This is a genomic window from Caballeronia insecticola, from assembly GCF_000402035.1.
GTDB lineage: Bacteria > Pseudomonadota > Gammaproteobacteria > Burkholderiales > Burkholderiaceae > Caballeronia > Caballeronia insecticola.
This window is the reverse complement of the sequence record NC_021287.1, coordinates 874,022-890,186: the sequence shown is the minus strand read 5'-3', so window position 1 is coordinate 890,186 and position 16,165 is coordinate 874,022. Positions and strand designations below refer to the sequence as shown.

Below are 16,165 nucleotides of genomic sequence, written 5' to 3'. Positions count from 1 at the left end.
CGCCGGGGAACGGCGTGGTCTTCTCCGTGCGGCCGGTGCCGCGCGGGCCGGTGGATTCACGGCGCGCCAATTCGATTATCGGCCGCTTGTCTAATCCGTGAAAATATAATTATTTCCGATCATGCGCACTTACCCTGAGCTCACCGTAAGTTTTTCCATTTAGGCAACTTATGGCGGAATTTCGGTGATTATAAGCGTTTATCAAGATAGAAACGCACGCCGGCAAGGCGTGCGTTTCCTCGAATGGGCGAATTGACCGGGTCTGTTGAAACGACGCGGCGAGGTTCTACGGCCGCCGCTAACTCGTCCTCAACTACGCGGGAAGTGCCACGCGTCGGCGGTGCCGCCTACCGTGCCATGGCCATTGACGACGCGCGCGCTCGCGCCGCTGGCGGGCGTCAGCACTTTGCCGCCTTCGTCTTCCCAGCGATTCAGATCGCGCGCCGTGCGCCGCCCGGCATCCTGCGACTGCACCCATTTCCATGCAAGCACGCTGCCGACTGCGAACAACGCGCCGAAAATTCCAATCGAAGGACGTGCCATTTGTGTTCTCTCCCATCATCATGAAAATTCGATGCCGCCCGTGACGGCGGCCGTCGCCATTTGCCGCGTCAAATGCGCTGCGTCAAAGGCGTTGCTTCTAAGGCTTTGCTTCTAAGCCAAATAAAATCAGCGGGACACGATCAGCCCAAAGAGAAAGCCGACGCCCGCCGCAATGCCGAGCGATTGCCACGGATTGTCCTTCACGTACTTTTCCGTGCAATCGACGCCCGCGCGATAACGGGTCTGCGCACTCGCCTGCGCGTCTTCCAGCGCACCGCGCGCCGATTCGACATGATCGCGAAGCTTCGAGCGCAATGCTTCGACGCCCTCGCCCGGCAGCGTCGCGGAGAGCCGCAGCAATTCTTCCGAATCGTTCAGCAGCACCTTGATGTCTTCGATGATCTTTTGCTTGCCCAACGCAAGCTGGACAGTCGTCTGAGTCATTTAGTGGAGTCCTCGCCTTGTGGGTGGATGAATGGACGGATGAGTGGGACGATGCACGCGCGCCATGATCGGCCGTCACGCGCGCAGGCGACCTCAATGCGTCTTGACGACGGGCACGACGAGCCGCTCGCCCGTCGCGATGCGCGTGCGCAGGCTGCGTACGACGCCGCTCGCCATCAACGCCATGCCCATTGCACCGAACACGAAACTCGTCACGTTCGCGGCGCGGGACAGCGCGGGCGTGCCTGCCGCATAGCCTAGCACCGCGCACATGAGCGCGGTCACGAGCGCGACGGCGGCCCAGTGATAGATGTCGATCGGCTCGCCCGTCGCGAGTTCCGGCCGGTCGCCCCGCGATCCGCGTGTCGACGATGCACGCACCTGTCGCGCGGGTTTTGCGCGTTCGTACGCCACGGCTTCGAAATTGAAAAAGTCTTCCATGATGCGTTGCCTCTCTCGACCGTCCTCGTGTTGGCGTCGTCGATATCGTCTCGATGACGGCACTTTCGAATAAGATTTGCCTACACCATGCAGTTTCCGTGCCAAGACGATTCCGTCGCAGTCGCGGAATGTTCAGGCCGGACAATACGCACTGCCGCGCGCTTAAGGCGGCCAGCCGACGGGTAACATTTGCAGCATCGCGTTGTAATTTCTCGGCGCATGCGGCGAACCTTTCCGGTAGCGTCCATCGCACCCCGCCCGAGTCAGACAAATTGGCGCGCTACACATGGCGCGCATTGCCGCAAAGTCGTTGCGAATGGTTAAATAGCGTTTATGAGACAGGTTCGTCGCCAGCTTTCCGGCCGCGCCGGGCAGACGACCTGAACCGACGCACGGCGAAGGAAGCGCGGCCCGCCGCATCGTGGGCACATTGGGCAGACAAGCGCGCACGCGCCCTGTCAAATACCGATGCGGGCGTTCATCCACCCGCGCGCCGCTCGCACGCGCCAGAGTCAGATACCGCGCCCGAACCTGCGCCACCGGGTCCCGTCGACGCGCCAGAGGCCGTCGCCCGACCATCACATTCGCAAGCACTCAGGACACATCAGGACACATGGCGTCAACCGATCTGGATCCGCCGCCCGTTGCAGCCGGCAATACGCCGGCGCAGAAAAAGCGCCACGCGGGGGAAGTGCCGGGCTTGAAATCGTACGGGCTGCTATACGGCTCGTCGCCCGTGATGCAGGAGTTGTACTCGCAGATCGAGCGCGTCGCCGGCACCGACGCAACGGCGCTCATCATCGGCGAATCGGGTACGGGCAAGGAGCTCGTCGCCCGGACCATCCACGACCAGAGCGCGCGCAAGGATGCGCCGTTTATCGCCGTGAACTGCGGCGCGATTCCCGACAATCTCATCGAGGCCGAGTTGTTCGGCCACGAGAAAGGCAGCTTCACCGGCGCGGTGCAGGGGCGCATCGGCTACTTCGAGCACGCGAACGGCGGCACGCTGTTTCTCGACGAAGTGACCGAGATGTCGCCCGTGCGGCAGGTCAAGCTGCTGCGGGCGCTGGAGACGGGCACGTTCTTTCGCGTCGGCGGCAACGATCTCATCAGTTCGGACGTGCGTGTGATCGCCGCGACCAATCGCGATCCGGTGACGGCCGTGAAGGAAAACGGCCTGCGCGAAGACCTGATGTACCGCCTCGCCGTGTTTCCGCTGCGCGCGCCGCCCTTGCGCGAACGCGACGCGGATCGCGAACTGCTCGCGCAGCATTTCCTCGCCGAAATGAACGCGCAGGAAGGCACGAGCAAGGTTTTTAGCAAGCGCGCGCTCGACGTGCTGCGCACGTATTCGTGGCCCGGCAACGTGCGCGAACTCAAGAACACGATCTACCGCGCGTTCATTCTCGCGGAGAAGTCGGTGGAGATTCCGCATCCGCATCTCGCGTCTCGGGTGAAGAAGCCGGTGACTCAGGGCGATGCGATGAACGTCTGGGTCGGCACGCCGCTCGCCGATGCGCAAAAGCAGATCATTCTCGGCACCCTCAAGCATTGCGGCGGCGACAAGCGGCGCGCGGCCAAGGCGCTCGGCGTGAGCCTGAAGACCCTGTACAACCGCCTCGGCGCTTATGAGAACGAGGAAGCCGACGCAGGCAATCCGTCGCCGAGCAGCGAGAACTGACTCGGCATAATCTGATTTTTCCCGACGATGATCGAAGCGAGCCAGCACACGCCGGCTCGCTTTTTTTTGCGTCCGATCTAAGCGCACTTGTCAACCTGTTCCGCCCGCTTGCAATTTCTTGCAATTTTCACAGCCCGGTAATTAGATGCATGCTTCAAAATGCGCGAAGCCCGTGAAACAGGCGCACAACGGTCGAGTTCGCGCGCCTTCTTCGCGCTGCCGAGCAAGCACCTGTTGGCCAAACCTTAGGCAGATTCAAGAATCCGATGACAAGCATCGGGAACCGGTAGACGAAGGAACAGCAACATGCAGATCTGGGTTCAGGCACGTGGCCCGCGCACCGCTGCGCTCGCCGCGCTCATTACGGGCGTCATCGCCTGCGCGAGCCTCTCGGGATGCAACTCCCTCTATAGCGAAGGCGCGGTAGCAGGCGCCGGTATCGGCGGCGCGGCCATTGCCGGCGCCGTCACCAGCAATGCGGCGGTGGCCACGGGCATCGGCCTCGGCGCGGTCGCGGCGGCCAAGACCGGCGTGCAATACACGCAGCGCGTCGTTCACACCAACACGCAGGATCAGATCGCTTCCGTTGCGGGACCGCTTGCGGTCGGCGCAGTGGCGCCGTGGAAAATCGTGCATTCGGTGCCGATCGAAGACGACGAAAAAGGCCGCGTGACGGTAAGCCGCACGATCAGCAGCGGCGTGCTCGAGTGCAAGGAGATCGTGTTCTCCGTCGACCACGACGCGACCCAGGACCGCGCCGCCGCCAGCGCCTTCTACGTGGCATCGGTCTGCCGCGACGGCAACAAGTGGAAGTGGGCATCGGCCGAACCCGCAACGCCGCGCTGGGGCTCGTTGCAATGACGCTGCGAATCGATGTATTGCCGGCGCTGCGGCTCGGTGCGATCGCGGCGGGCGCAGCGCTTTGCGTGTCGATGAGCGGTTGCGCATCGATCGGCGCGGCGACGGGCGCGGTCGCAGGCGTGGCAACGGGCGCGATCACGACGAATCCGGCCATCGGCCTCGGCGTGGGTATCGCGGTGCAGGCCGCAACCGACGAAGTCGTGAAACGCACGATGAAGTCGCTGCATCAGGATCAGCAGGTGATGATCGCGGTGACGGCGGGCATGGCGCAGGTCGGCGAGACGCGGCCGTGGATGGTGAAGCACACGCTGCCGGTCGAGAACGGCCACGGCGAAGTGCGCGTGCTGCGCGAGTTCAACAGCGCGCTTGCGAGCTGCAAGGAGTTCGCGTTCTCCGTCGTCGATGGCGACGACGCCAAAGCACCCGCCGACTGGTTTGTCGCAACTGCCTGCCAGCAGCCGAGCGGATGGAAGTGGGCGTCGGCGGAACCTGCCGTCGAACGATGGGGCAATCTGCAGTAAAGCGGCGTCGTACGAACGTGAAAAAGCGCGGTTTCGCCTGGGGCGGACCGCGCTTTTTTGTGCTCGAAGCGTTCGTGCTCGGGGCGAACGCCGCATGCGCTTCGCCCGATGCACGCGGAAGGCGTCAGCCCTCGACATCCTCCAGACTCAGCATTTCCGTCTGATCGTTGTACGAGAAAATTTCGCCGTAGCGACCCCAGTCGATGACCGCATCGAGCGTCTCCTGCGCGGCCTTGTCGGAGAGGAAGTCTTCCAGTTCCTGCTCGAAACGCACGCGCGGCGCACGATGTCCCGGCCGTTCGTTCAACACCTTCTTGATCCGCGCGGCCAGCGGCACATGCCGCAGCAAGTGCTCGGCGAACATCATCTTGCGTTCCTGCGTGCCGAATTCAGCGAAGACGCGCGCCTGCGGCGTCAGAAAAATATCGCCCTCGCGCACGTCCGCGAAACCGAGATGCTGCAGCACTTCGGCGATCGGAAACAGCTCGTCCACCTCCAGATGCAGCGTGCGGGCGATTTCCGGCATGTCCGCGCGGCCGTGATACGGCTCGGTGGCCAGCGTTTCGATGAGACCCGCCATCAGGTTGGTCGACACCGACGGCAGCCAGCTGCCGAGTTCGAGACCCTTCTTCTTCGATTCGTCGAGCTGGCGCGCGGTCATTTTCGCGTAGATATCGTCGACGAGACGGCGGAATGCCGGATCGAGACGATTGCGCGGATGCTTGAACGGCACCTTGATCTCGGCCATCACGCGGCCCGGATTGGACGACAGCACCAGAATGCGGTCGCACATGAACACCGCTTCCTCGATGTTGTGCGTGACGATCAGCACCGACTTGATCGGCATGCGCCCTTGCGTCCACAGGTCGAGTAAATCAGTGCGCAGGTTTTCGGCGGTGAGCACGTCGAGCGCGGAAAACGGCTCGTCCATGAGCAGCAGCGTCGGATCGACGACCAGCGCGCGCGCGAAGCCCACACGCTGACGCATGCCGCCCGACAACTCGCGCGGATAGGCGTTCTCGAAGCCGTCGAGACCGATCAGGTCGATGGCGGCAAGCGCGCGCTCGCGCCGCTCGCGCGCGCCCACGCCCTGCGCTTCCAGACCGGCTTCCACGTTCTGCATCACGGTCAGCCACGGAAACAGCGCGAAGGTCTGGAACACCATCGCGACGCCCTTCGCCGGACCGCGCAAAGGCTCGCTCAGATAAGTGACTTCGCCGCCCGTCGGCTCGATCAGGCCGGCGATGATGCGCAACAGCGTCGATTTGCCGGAGCCCGAGCGCCCGAGCAGCCCGACGATTTCCCCTTCGCGCAGCGCGAGATTGGCGTCGTCGAGCACGAGCAGTTCGCCCTGCGTCTTGTTGAAACCGCGGCTCACGTTCTGCACGCGCAGGATTTCCGCGCCGAGACGCGGCGGCGTGCCGGCCGGGCGCTGGAAGCCCGTCGCCGCGGACGTCTGCGTATTTTTCAGGTTCTGCATCGAAACTCGTCCTCAATCCAGCCGGAGTCTTGCTTCGGCATAGGCGTATAGCGGGCGCCACAACAGTCGGTTGAACAGCGTGACGAACAGCGACATCACGGCGATGCCGAGAATGATTTTCGGGTAATCGCCCGCAGCCGTGGTCTGGGCAATGTAGGCGCCGAGGCCGTGCGCGACGACCTCCGTCTTGCCCCACGAGACCGCTTCCGCGACGATGCTCGCGTTCCACGCGCCGCCCGACGCGGTGATGGCGCCCGTGATGTAATAAGGGAAGATGCCTGGCAGCATGCACTTCTTCCACCACTGCCAGCCACGGATCTGAAAGTTGGTCGCCGCCTCGCGATAATCGTTCGGATAGGAGGACGCGCCCGCGATCACGTTGAAGAGGATATACCACTGCGTGCCGAGCACGATGAGCGGCGACAGCCAGATATCCGGGTTCAGATTCCAGCGCACGATCGCCACGACGAACACCGGAAACAGCAGGTTCGCCGGGAACGCGGCGAGGAACTGCGCGACCGGCTGAATTTTCTCGGCAAGCGCCGGGCGCAGACCGATCAGCACGCCGGCAGGCACCCAGATCACCGAGGCGATGGCGATCAGCACGACCACGCGCAGCAGCGTGATGAAGCCGAGCACGAAGACATGACCGACTTCGCCCCACGTCACGCCCGTCGACACGAACGCGGCGACCTTCCATACGACGAACACCGTGATCAGCAGCACGGCCGCGGCCCAGGCGATATCGCCGGTGCGCGTGGACGGCGCCTTCGCGCGCAGCGGCAGCCCGACATTCTCGAACGCCCCCTGCAGCGACGGCAGCCGGATCGGCACGCGCGCCACCTTCGCAAGAATCCAGCCCGCCGGCACGAGCAGACGGTGAATCAGGCGCGTGCGGCGGATCAGGTCGAGCAGCCACGAACTGGGTTCGTCGCCGGAACTGGTGTTTTCCATGCGGAACTTGTCCGCCCACGCGACGAGCGGACGGAACATCAGCTGGTCGTACGCGAGGATGACGACGATCATCGCGAGAATCACCCAGCCGATCGCGCCCAGGTTGCGCTCGCCGATCGCCGCGGCCAGATACGCGCCGATGCCCGGCAGCACGATCGTGCGGTTGCCGACCGTGATTGCCTCGGAGGCGACGACGAAGAACCAGCCGCCCGACATCGACATCATCATGTTCCAGACGAGGCCAGGCATCGAGAACGGCACTTCGAGCTTCCAGAAGCGCTGCCAATTGGTGAGATGAAAGCCGCGCGAGACTTCGTCCAGATCGCGCGGCACCGTGCGCAGCGACTGGTAGAAGCTGAACGTCATGTTCCACGCCTGGCTCGTGAAGATCGCGAAGATCGCGGCGCACTCCGCGCCGATCACGCGGCCGGGAAACAGCGCGAGAAAGAACGTGACGGTAAACGAGATGTAGCCCAGCACCGGCACCGACTGGAGGATGTCGAGAATCGGCACGAGCACGAGCGACGCGCGCCGGCTCTTCGCCGCGAGCGTGCCGTAGACGAGCGTGAAGATAAGCGAGGCGACCATCGCGGCGAGCATGCGCAGCGTCGTGCGCAAGGCGTATTCGGGGAGATTCGCGGGGTCGAGCGAAATCGCCTGCGTTTGCAGCGTCGAGATCGGCGCCAGGGTTTCATGGAAACCGACGGCGGCAAGCGCGATCACGCAAATGATCATTGGGAATGCGACGAAGTCCCAGCGGTTGGGCAGGAGCCGCCAGGCCGACGCATTCGCCGTGCGCTTCAGATTGAAACCAAATTCCATGCAAGGCCCTCCCCGTAAGGCTTTGTTCCGACCGCGCGAGCGCGGCATATTGCTTTGAGACGGCACTCGAACCGTCCGGCAGACCAGCAGCCTCTGCCCGGCCCCATGCTGCCCTGTTCAACGCACGCGGCAGTCATTTCGACGACACGTCCGGCGCCCTCACGCATTGCCCGCGCCGAACCGAGGGACACTACACCAAGCGACGTGACAGGCACAACCTCAAGGTGCCCGCGCGCGCCATTCGTGCGATGTTTCTGTTGCTCTTCGGCACGGCGGAGGCAAAATGAAGGGGCGGACTGCAATCGAATAAGATCAATGTCCGCGCGCTTTCGCTTCCTTTCAGTTTGGCTGCAATTCACCCGCGCCAGGCGGCGAAGCGGGCAATACGTTCAGCGTCGCGCGTTCCCTGTGGTGGACGCACGTCGCGCGCCGCAACAAGGCGCTTGATAGGCGGCAAAAAACATCGTCCAATCTTGGCTTGTCACGAACAATAATTGAGCGCCGATGCGATGCGAGACGCCAGATCCGAGCCGAAAGACCGCCTGTGCCACGTTCGCTGCCCCGCTGCGTGCGCGGGCCGCGCAACGGCGGGCCTGCCGCCGCTGCAATCCGCGCGCCCGGCCCGCATCGCCAGACAGGCGGACCTGCATGATCGGCGTGAGCCACGGCGTGACGCGCGGCGTGCAGCATGCCGCTCGCGCACGGCGTGACCTATAACCCTGCACGAGACCGATGAAAAAGCTCATCCTGCACCGTGTGATCGCGACGCTTGGCCTCGCGGTGCTGGCATTTGCGTGCTGGATAGCCGCCGGCTTGCTGTCGGACCGAATGGTACAACAGGAGATGACGGCGACGGTGCGCACCGAGCGCCAGATGGCGGCGTCGATCGTCGACAACATGGCGCAGATCATCGCGAGCGATCTGGCAATGTCGCGCGCCATTCCCGCCACGCTCGCCCAGATGGACCTCACGCAGCGCGCCCTGGCGGAGTCGCGGAATTATGCCTCGAACCCGGGCGAGACGGAACTCGAACGACGCAGCGACTGGACCGCCCACCCCGCGCTCGCCAAGGTGAATCACTTCCTGCACGAGGCGCAGGGCTTTTCCGGTCTCGATTCGATCTGGCTCGTCAACGACCGCGGCTATTGCATTGCGTCCAGCAATGCGGCCGACGACGACAGCTTCATCGGCTACGACATGAGCGCGCGCGCCTACGTCTCTCGCGCGCTGCTCGGCGGATTCGTCGAAATGTACGGCGTCGGACGGCTGTCGGGCGAGCCCGGCATTTTCATCGCGGCGCCGGCCTATGAGGACGGCATTCTCGTGGGCGCGGTGATCGCCAAGGTGAGCATCGACCGGCTGCGGCACTGGGTGTCGCGCGCCGGCACCTTCGTGACCGACGAAAACGGCGTCGTCGTGATGGCGCACGACGGCAGGCTCGAATACGAAGCCATGCCCGATGCGCCCGTCGCCCGCATGACCGAGCGCGAACGCGTCGAGCATTACCGGCGCGAGTCGTTTCCGGAGCTGCGCGTGTCGCACATCGGCGAGCAGATGCGCGCCTCCGAGCAGTGGCTCGCGCCCGCGCTCGCGCAAAGCTTTTACGCGGCCAACGGCAGCAACACGCCGTCGCTCTACGACGAGCGCACGGGCCTGAATTCGGGGCTGTCGGCGCATATCGTCCATCCGCTGACGAGCTGGCCGGAAATCAGCCGCAACCACAGCCGCGACCGCTTTCTCGTGTTTTTGACGATGCTGGGTATCGTGACGCTGGCTATCGTGATCGCGACTTCGTATTCGCGCGAACGGCGTCTGCACCGCGCCACGCGCGATCTCGCCGAGCAATTGCAGTCGGCCAATACGTTGCTGTCGGCCGAAGCACGCCACGACGCGCTGACGGGCGCCCTCTCGCGGCGCTATTTCCTCGATACGCTCCGTCACGAAGTGGAACTGGCGCGCTCGGTCGGCACGCCGCTTTCGGTGGCGATCGCCGATCTGGATCACTTCAAGCAGATCAACGACCGCTTCGGCCACGCGTCCGGCGACCGGGCGCTCGAACATTTCGTCGAGGTCTGCCGCGCGCAGCTTCGTCCGAGCGATGCGATCGGCCGGCTCGGCGGCGAGGAATTCGGCATTCTGCTGCCGCAAACCTCGCTCGCCGACGCGCAAGCGGTGCTGGAGCGGCTGCGCAAGCGCTTTCACCACGAACACTGCGCGCATTTGCCGGAGGACGCGGCGCTGTCGGTAAGCATCGGCATCACGGAACTCGCGCCCGACGACGCGCTCGAGTGGATCCTTTCGCGCGCCGATCTGGCGCTCTACGAGGCGAAATCGCGCGGACGCGACCGCAGCGAAGTGCGCCCCGCCGACCCGACGCCGCCCGCGCGCCACACGGAAGACTCGCTCGCGGGGAAATGAGCGCGTCACATCACCGCGCGTTCATGCGCACTTGGCGACGCAGGCGCATCCGGCAGGTATCATCGACATTCGCAATCGAATGCCGCTGGGCCTATCGGGAGAATTGCATGAAGGGAAATCTGGTCATCGTGTGTCGCGATCAGGACGCTGAAACGTTCGACCATTTGCTGGCGGAGTACGGCTCGTTCCAGACGCGGCTTTCGTCGACGACGTGGTTCCTTAAGATCGATCTCGCGCCGGAAGTGATTCAGGACGAGATCCTCTCGCGACTCGGCAAATACACGACGCATTACATCTTCGAGGCGTCGACGGTCACGTACAACACGGTGGACAGCGAAGCGGCGTCGGCGCTCGAAACACTGTTCGACTGAGCGCCGGCGTTTTCTGCCTGAAAAAGCGCGCCGTTACAGCGCGCGCTCTTCCTGCTGCGAGCCGGGGCGGCGCTCGGCCACCGGCCGCGTGGCGACATCGAACGGAAAAGTCATCTCGATCTGCAGGCCGCCGTCGGCGCGATTGCCGACTTCGCACTCGCCGCCCGCGCGCCGCGCGAGCCGCTCCACGATCGCAAGCCCCAACCCGCTATGGCCGCTGCCGCCGCGCGCCGGATCGAGCCGCACGAACGGCCGGCTCGCCTTGATGAGATCGTCCGGCGCAATGCCCTTGCCGTGATCCGACACCCGCAACACCCAGCCATGGGCGCCGCGCTGCGTCTCAATGACGATCGGCGGCGCGCCGTAGGCATGCGCGTTGTCGAGCAGGTTCGACAGAATGCGATCGAGCGTTGCCGCGGGCAGCGCGAAGCTCGGACCGGCGTCCAGGCTCAGGCGTATTGGCTCGCCACCGGGCGACACCGCCCGATACGCCCGTGCGATGCGCTCGCACTGGTGATCCACCGCGACCGGCTCGCTGCCGTCCGGACGATCGTGTGCGAATACGAGGAACTGATCGACGATATGCGCCATGGAATCGACGTCTCGCACGACGCCGTCGCGCATTTTTTCGTCGTCCATCATTTCGGCCCGCAGACGCAGGCGGGCGAGCGGCGTCTTCAGGTCGTGCGCGACGCCCGCGAGCATCACGGCGCGGTCGTTATCGGTCTGCGACACTTCTTGCACCATCTGGTTGAAGCCGTGCGTGAGCTGCCGCAGTTCGCGCGGGCCGCGTTCGGGCACGACGGGCGTCGGCTGGCCGCGTCCGAAACGCTGCACCGCCTGCGCCAGCGCGCGCAGCGGATATTGCAGCTGCCACGCGCCGAATAGAGCCGCGAGCACCGCCGCCGTGAAAATGACGGCGAGCCAGACGACCATCCGGTCGCGCGAGCGCGGCGGCCGCAGCGGCTGTACCGGAACCACGATCCAGCCCGCGTCCTTCGCGCCGTGCACCCACACGCTGGGCGGCCCGCCCGGCTCGTTCAGGCGTACGTCGGTGCCGTCGGGCAGGCGATCCTTCAGATCTTCGACAAAGCGCTGCAGCGGCGGAGGCGTGTCCTCGTCGAGCGCTTTCGGCACTTCGGCGCTATTGAGCGCGACCACGCGCACGCGCGGCGGCAGCGGCTGATCCGGCGTGTTGGTGATGTGCTGGCGCACTGCCTCGACGAGAAACGCGGCCTCCTCGACGGCGAAGCGCGTCTGCACGTTGTCGCGCTCGAAGCGGATGATGGCGAACCACGCGACATGCGACAGCACCAGCATGCCGATGACGATTACGACAAGCCGCCCGAACAGCGTATCAATTGCCCGGCGCATTTTGCTCGCCGTCCGGCACGAATACATAGCCGCGCCCACGCACCGTCTGGATGAAGCGCGGCGCCGACGGATCGGTCTCCAGAATGCGCCGCAGACGCCACACCTGAACGTCGATGCCGCGGTCGGTGCCGTCGTATTCCGGGCCGTGCAGCAGTTCCAGCAGACGCTCGCGGGTCAGCGTGCGCATGGGATTGTTCACGAAGATCTTGAGCAGCGCGAATTCGCTGCCGGACAGCGTGATCGGCTTGTCGTCGTGTTGCAGCGTGCGCGACTGGAAATCCAGCCGGAAACGGCCGAACGAATACGGCTCGCGCTGCTCGGGCGCGGCGGACGGAATCGTGCGGCGGCGGCGCAGCACGGCCTGCACGCGCGCGAGCAGTTCACGCGGGTTGAACGGCTTGCCCAGGTAGTCGTCCGCGCCGAGTTCCAGACCGACGATGCGATCCACGTCGTCCGCGCGCGCGGTCAGCATGATGACGGGGATGTCGTCGCCGGACGCGCGCAGTTGCTTGAGCGCGGTCAGTCCGTCAACGCCCGGCATCATCAGATCGAGCACGATCAGATCGGGACGCTCGCGTTCGATGCGACGTTCGAGGCCGCCGGCGTCATGCAGCACCGATACCTCGATGCCCTGCCGGACCAGATAGTCGCGCAGAAGGTCGCGCAGTTCGGCGTCGTCGTCGACGACAAGTATTTGCGTAGTCATGGAACGAAGTTTAGCGCGTGATTCCGGCCGCATTTGATGACGACCGTGCGAGAAGGGTTACGGGGTGTTACGACGAAAGCAGCACGTAAACCGGCGTAACAACCCTGAACCTTGCCGTAACACGCGCGCCGTTGCCAGGCCCTACGCTGTGTCTCACCGACAAGGGCAAGACCTCGACGCACTTCCGGACACGTCGCGAAACGTTGTAATGGGCCTCGCCGCTTCGGCATCGACAACAATCAAGGGAGTATCACAATGGGCAAGCAATACCGCATTCTTACTGCCGCCGCTGCCGCAATCGCGCTGAGCTTCGGCGCCGCACACGCCGCCACGAACGACGCGCCGCCTCCGCCTCCCGGTGGCCAGGCCATGATGGGCGGCCCTGGCGGCCCGGGCGGACATCGCATGGAAATGCGCATGCAGAAGCAACTGGACGAACTGCACGGCCAGCTCAAGCTCAACGCGGATCAGGAAAAGCTCTGGCAGACGGCACTCACCACGATGAAGCAGAACCATCAGGCGATGCGCGAGAGCCACAAGCAGATGCGCGATCAGTTCAAGTCGATGGAAAACCAGCCGATCCTCGATCTGAACGCGATGCACGCGGCGCACCAGAAGCTCGACGAGCAGAACACGCAGTTGCGCGAGCAGACCGCGACCGCGTGGCTGAACTTCTACAACGGGCTGAACGATCAGCAAAAGACGACCGTCAGCACCGCGCTCAAGAAGCATTTCGCGAAGATGCATGAGCACGAGCAGAAGATGCACGAGCGCTGGGGCAAGCAACACGGCGCGCCGGGCGCGGCGGCTGGGGCATCGGCCACGGCCAAGCCGTAAATGCGAAGGCCGCGGAGCATCACGCTCCGCGGCCTTTTTCACATCGCTCGTCCAGCGATTTGTCCCGCTGACAGCGGCTTTACGCGAGATCGAACAGCAGCACTTCCGCGTCGTCGCCCTTTTCCAGCGTGACCTTCGACAGATCCTCCATCATCGCGGCGTCGCCGGCGCCGAGCGCCTCGCCGTTGACCGTCACCGAACCGCGCGCCACGTGCACATACACGCGGCGGCCCGCGGGCACGTCGAAGTCCGCGCGTTCGTCGCCGTCGAAGAGGCCTGCGTGGATTCGTGCGTTCGCGCCGATCTTCACCGAACCGTCGATGCCTTCAGGCGACGCGATCACGCGCAGCCGGCCGCGCTTTTCCTCGTTGCCGAAGCGCTTTTCCTCGTAGCCCGGCGCACCGCCCGGCGCATCCGGAATGATCCAGATCTGCAGGAAATGCGCGGTTTCCGTCGGCGAACCGTTGAACTCGCTATGGCGCACGCCCGTGCCGGCGCTCATGCGCTGCACGTCGCCGGGACGGATGGTCGAGCCGTTGCCCATGCTGTCGCGGTGCGCGAGCGCGCCTTCGAGCACGTAGCTCACGATTTCCATGTCGCGGTGGCCGTGCGTGCCGAAGCCCTGCCCGCCTGCGACGCGGTCTTCGTTGATGACCCGCAGCGCGCCGAAGTGCATGTGCTCCGGATCGTAGTAATCGGCGAAGGAGAAGCTGTGATACGAGTCGAGCCAGCCGTGGTTGGCGTGACCCCGTTCGTTGCTGCGGCGAATCTCGATCATGATGTTTGCTCCCGCCCAAGGCGTTGTTTTGCGATGAACAGAATGTAAGGGCGCGGCCCCTTCAGAACAACGCGCACGGCGGCACTACATCGTTCTGCTGATGCATGTAATCGCGCGCGTGCGCATCGCCGACCGCGCGCGGACCGGGTTCGGGTAAAATACCGCGCTTTTCAGGATGGCGGCGCGGGAATCGCGCGGCGGCGGGGCGACAGGGCAGCAACGAAGGTCGCAACGGCGCCGGCAAAGACGGCAGCGCGCAATTTTGGCCACCTAGAATACCGACCGCTGGCCCCGACGCCGGAACGGCTGGAGCAGGACAGCCGATCGCGCGCGAATGCGCCGCCGGCTGAGGAGAAAAAGATGAGTACGTTCGCATTGCGCGCCGCGCCTTCATCCACAGGCACGGCCGTCCGGACGCACCGCGCGAACGACCGCCGCGCGTAGCGTTCATCGTGCGTCTGCACCTTAGGCACCTTACCAAGGATTCACCATGTTGCAAGGCTACGGTCCGCTGATCCTCGCGGGCACCTGGCAGACCGTCAAGCTGGCGGTGCTGTCGCTCGCGTTCGCCTTCGTGATCGGCCTGATCGGCGCTGCGGCGAAGCTCTCGAAAAATCGCGTGGCGTCTACCGTCGGCACGGTCTACACGACGTTGATTCGCGGCGTTCCTGATCTGGTCCTGATGCTGCTGCTCTTTTACAGCATACAAATCTGGCTGAACCAGCTGACCGACCTGTTCAACTGGGATCAGATCGATATCGATCCGTTCCTCGCCGGCATTCTCGTGCTCGGCTTCATCTACGGCGCGTATTTCACCGAAACCTTCCGCGGCGCGTTTCTTTCGGTGCCGCGCGGCCAGCTCGAAGCGGGCGCGGCCTATGGCATGACGCTGTGGCAGACCTTCACACGCATCATGTTCCCGCAGATGATGCGTTTCGCGCTGCCCGGCATCGGCAACAACTGGCAGGTGATGGTCAAGGCGACGGCGCTCGTCTCGATCATCGGGCTCGCGGACGTGGTCAAGGCCTCGCAGGATGCGGGCAAGGGCACGCTGCGTTTCTTCTTCTTCACGCTTCTCGCAGGCGCGATCTATCTCGCGATCACCACGATCTCGAATCTGGTGCTGATCTGGCTGGAGCGGCGCTATTCCATCGGCGTGCGCAAGGCTGACCTATAACGAGCGGCGGATCCCATGATCGAAATCATCCAGGAATACTGGAAGAACTACCTCTTTACTGACGGCTACCGCATCACCGGGCTTGCCATCACGATGTGGCTGCTGGTCATCTCCATCGGCCTGGGCTTTTGTCTTTCGATACCGCTCGCCGTGGCGCGCGTGTCGAAAAACAAGCTGCTCTCGCGCGGGGTCTGGCTCTATACGTATATCTTTCGCGGCACGCCGCTCTACGTCCAGCTGCTGCTCTGCTATACGGGTCTGTACAGCTTGCAGGTCGTGCGCGATCACATGTTGCTGAATGAATTCTTCCGCAACGGCATGAACTGCACACTGCTCGCGTTCACGCTGAACACTTGTGCGTACACCACCGAAATCTTCGCCGGCGCGATCAAGGCGACGCCCTACGGCGAGATCGAAGCCGCGCGCGCGTACGGCATGTCGGGCTTCACGCTGTATCGGCGGGTGATCTTGCCGTCGGCGCTGCGCCGCGCGTTGCCGTACTACAGCAACGAAGTGATCCTGATGCTGCACGCGACCACCGTCGCGTTCACGGCGACCGTGCCGGACATCCTCAAGATCGCGCGCGACGTCAATTCGGCGACGTATCAGTCGTTCGAGGCGTTCGGCATCGCCGCCCTGCTCTATCTCTGCATTTCGTTCGCGCTCGTGTGGCTGTTCCGCCGCGCCGAGCATCGTTGGCTGGCGTTCTTGCGGCCGCAAGGCAAATAAGCGCAAATAAGTCCATCGCAGGCTCAAG

Annotated in this window: 16 protein-coding genes; 8 read left to right on the top strand and 8 right to left on the bottom strand. The window is 64.2% G+C overall.

Annotation, left to right across the window (positions count from 1 at the left end):
* Positions 1-309: 309 nt before the first annotated feature.
* The 3 genes from BRPE64_RS04090 to BRPE64_RS04080 all read right to left on the bottom strand — a co-directional run bounded on the left by BRPE64_RS04090 (position 310) and on the right by BRPE64_RS04080 (position 1,428).
* Positions 310-543 carry a hypothetical protein gene (locus tag BRPE64_RS04090; RefSeq protein WP_016344750.1) on the bottom strand — a complete coding sequence of 78 codons (234 nt, stop codon included), beginning with the start codon at positions 541-543 and terminating at the stop codon, positions 310-312.
* Positions 544-669: 126 nt separating this feature from the next.
* Entirely contained in the window at positions 670-987 is a 318-nt protein-coding gene (locus BRPE64_RS04085; RefSeq protein WP_044041230.1) for a DUF883 family protein, read from the bottom strand.
* A gap of 93 nt (positions 988-1,080) precedes the next feature.
* Positions 1,081-1,428: a hypothetical protein gene (locus BRPE64_RS04080; protein ID WP_016344748.1), complete on the bottom strand. Its 348-nt coding sequence runs from the start codon at positions 1,426-1,428 to the stop codon at positions 1,081-1,083.
* A gap of 613 nt (positions 1,429-2,041) precedes the next feature.
* Between BRPE64_RS04080 and BRPE64_RS04075 the strand changes: the two genes are divergently transcribed.
* From BRPE64_RS04075 to BRPE64_RS04065, 3 genes are all read left to right on the top strand, one after another.
* On the top strand, positions 2,042-3,109 hold the full coding sequence (locus tag BRPE64_RS04075) for a sigma-54 interaction domain-containing protein (RefSeq protein WP_016344747.1): 1,068 nt from the start codon (positions 2,042-2,044) through the stop codon (positions 3,107-3,109).
* A gap of 306 nt (positions 3,110-3,415) precedes the next feature.
* Positions 3,416-3,970 (top strand): hypothetical protein, encoded by a 555-nt coding sequence (locus BRPE64_RS04070; RefSeq protein ID WP_016344746.1) that lies wholly within the window; start codon positions 3,416-3,418, stop codon positions 3,968-3,970.
* Complete coding sequence (locus tag BRPE64_RS04065; RefSeq protein ID WP_016344745.1) at positions 3,967-4,491, top strand: hypothetical protein; 525 nt, start codon at positions 3,967-3,969, stop codon at positions 4,489-4,491. Before BRPE64_RS04070 ends, BRPE64_RS04065 begins: the two co-directional genes overlap by 4 nt.
* A gap of 124 nt (positions 4,492-4,615) precedes the next feature.
* Here BRPE64_RS04065 and BRPE64_RS04060 read toward each other — a convergent pair whose 3' ends face one another.
* Together BRPE64_RS04060 and BRPE64_RS04055 are read right to left on the bottom strand one after the other, a co-directional pair.
* The gene (locus BRPE64_RS04060; protein WP_016344743.1) at positions 4,616-5,971 is read right to left on the bottom strand and encodes an ABC transporter ATP-binding protein; all 1,356 of its coding nucleotides are present in this window, start codon (positions 5,969-5,971) and stop codon (positions 4,616-4,618) included.
* A 12-nt stretch (positions 5,972-5,983) separates the two neighbouring features.
* Entirely contained in the window at positions 5,984-7,747 is a 1,764-nt protein-coding gene (locus BRPE64_RS04055; protein WP_016344742.1) for an ABC transporter permease, read from the bottom strand.
* A 732-nt stretch (positions 7,748-8,479) separates the two neighbouring features.
* Here BRPE64_RS04055 and BRPE64_RS04050 point away from each other — a divergent pair.
* Together BRPE64_RS04050 and BRPE64_RS04045 are read left to right on the top strand one after the other, a co-directional pair.
* Positions 8,480-10,165 carry a GGDEF domain-containing protein gene (locus tag BRPE64_RS04050; RefSeq protein ID WP_016344741.1) on the top strand — a complete coding sequence of 562 codons (1,686 nt, stop codon included), beginning with the start codon at positions 8,480-8,482 and terminating at the stop codon, positions 10,163-10,165.
* Positions 10,166-10,272: 107 nt separating this feature from the next.
* Positions 10,273-10,536, top strand: a complete 264-nt coding sequence (locus BRPE64_RS04045) for a hypothetical protein (protein ID WP_016344740.1) — start codon at positions 10,273-10,275, stop codon at positions 10,534-10,536.
* Between the two features lie 33 nt (positions 10,537-10,569).
* On the opposite strand, the gene BRPE64_RS04040 is transcribed toward BRPE64_RS04045, so the two are convergent.
* A complete protein-coding gene (locus BRPE64_RS04040) occupies positions 10,570-11,910 on the bottom strand; it encodes an ATP-binding protein (protein WP_016344739.1) in 1,341 nt (446 codons plus the stop codon).
* Positions 11,894-12,616, bottom strand: a complete 723-nt coding sequence (locus tag BRPE64_RS04035; RefSeq protein ID WP_016344738.1) for a response regulator — start codon at positions 12,614-12,616, stop codon at positions 11,894-11,896. Before BRPE64_RS04035 ends, BRPE64_RS04040 begins: the two co-directional genes overlap by 17 nt.
* Positions 12,617-12,871: 255 nt before the next feature.
* On the opposite strand from BRPE64_RS04035, the gene BRPE64_RS04030 reads away from it, so the two are divergent.
* The gene (locus BRPE64_RS04030; RefSeq protein ID WP_016344737.1) at positions 12,872-13,453 is read left to right on the top strand and encodes a Spy/CpxP family protein refolding chaperone; all 582 of its coding nucleotides are present in this window, start codon (positions 12,872-12,874) and stop codon (positions 13,451-13,453) included.
* A 79-nt stretch (positions 13,454-13,532) separates the two neighbouring features.
* Here BRPE64_RS04030 and BRPE64_RS04025 read toward each other — a convergent pair whose 3' ends face one another.
* Positions 13,533-14,231: a pirin family protein gene (locus tag BRPE64_RS04025; protein ID WP_016344736.1), complete on the bottom strand. Its 699-nt coding sequence runs from the start codon at positions 14,229-14,231 to the stop codon at positions 13,533-13,535.
* A 490-nt stretch (positions 14,232-14,721) separates the two neighbouring features.
* Here BRPE64_RS04025 and BRPE64_RS04015 point away from each other — a divergent pair, with 490 nt between their 5' ends.
* Positions 14,722-15,408: an ABC transporter permease gene (locus BRPE64_RS04015; protein WP_016344734.1), complete on the top strand. Its 687-nt coding sequence runs from the start codon at positions 14,722-14,724 to the stop codon at positions 15,406-15,408.
* Positions 15,409-15,423: 15 nt separating this feature from the next.
* The gene (locus BRPE64_RS04010) at positions 15,424-16,137 is read left to right on the top strand and encodes an ABC transporter permease (protein WP_016344733.1); all 714 of its coding nucleotides are present in this window, start codon (positions 15,424-15,426) and stop codon (positions 16,135-16,137) included.
* Positions 16,138-16,165 lie beyond the last annotated feature (28 nt).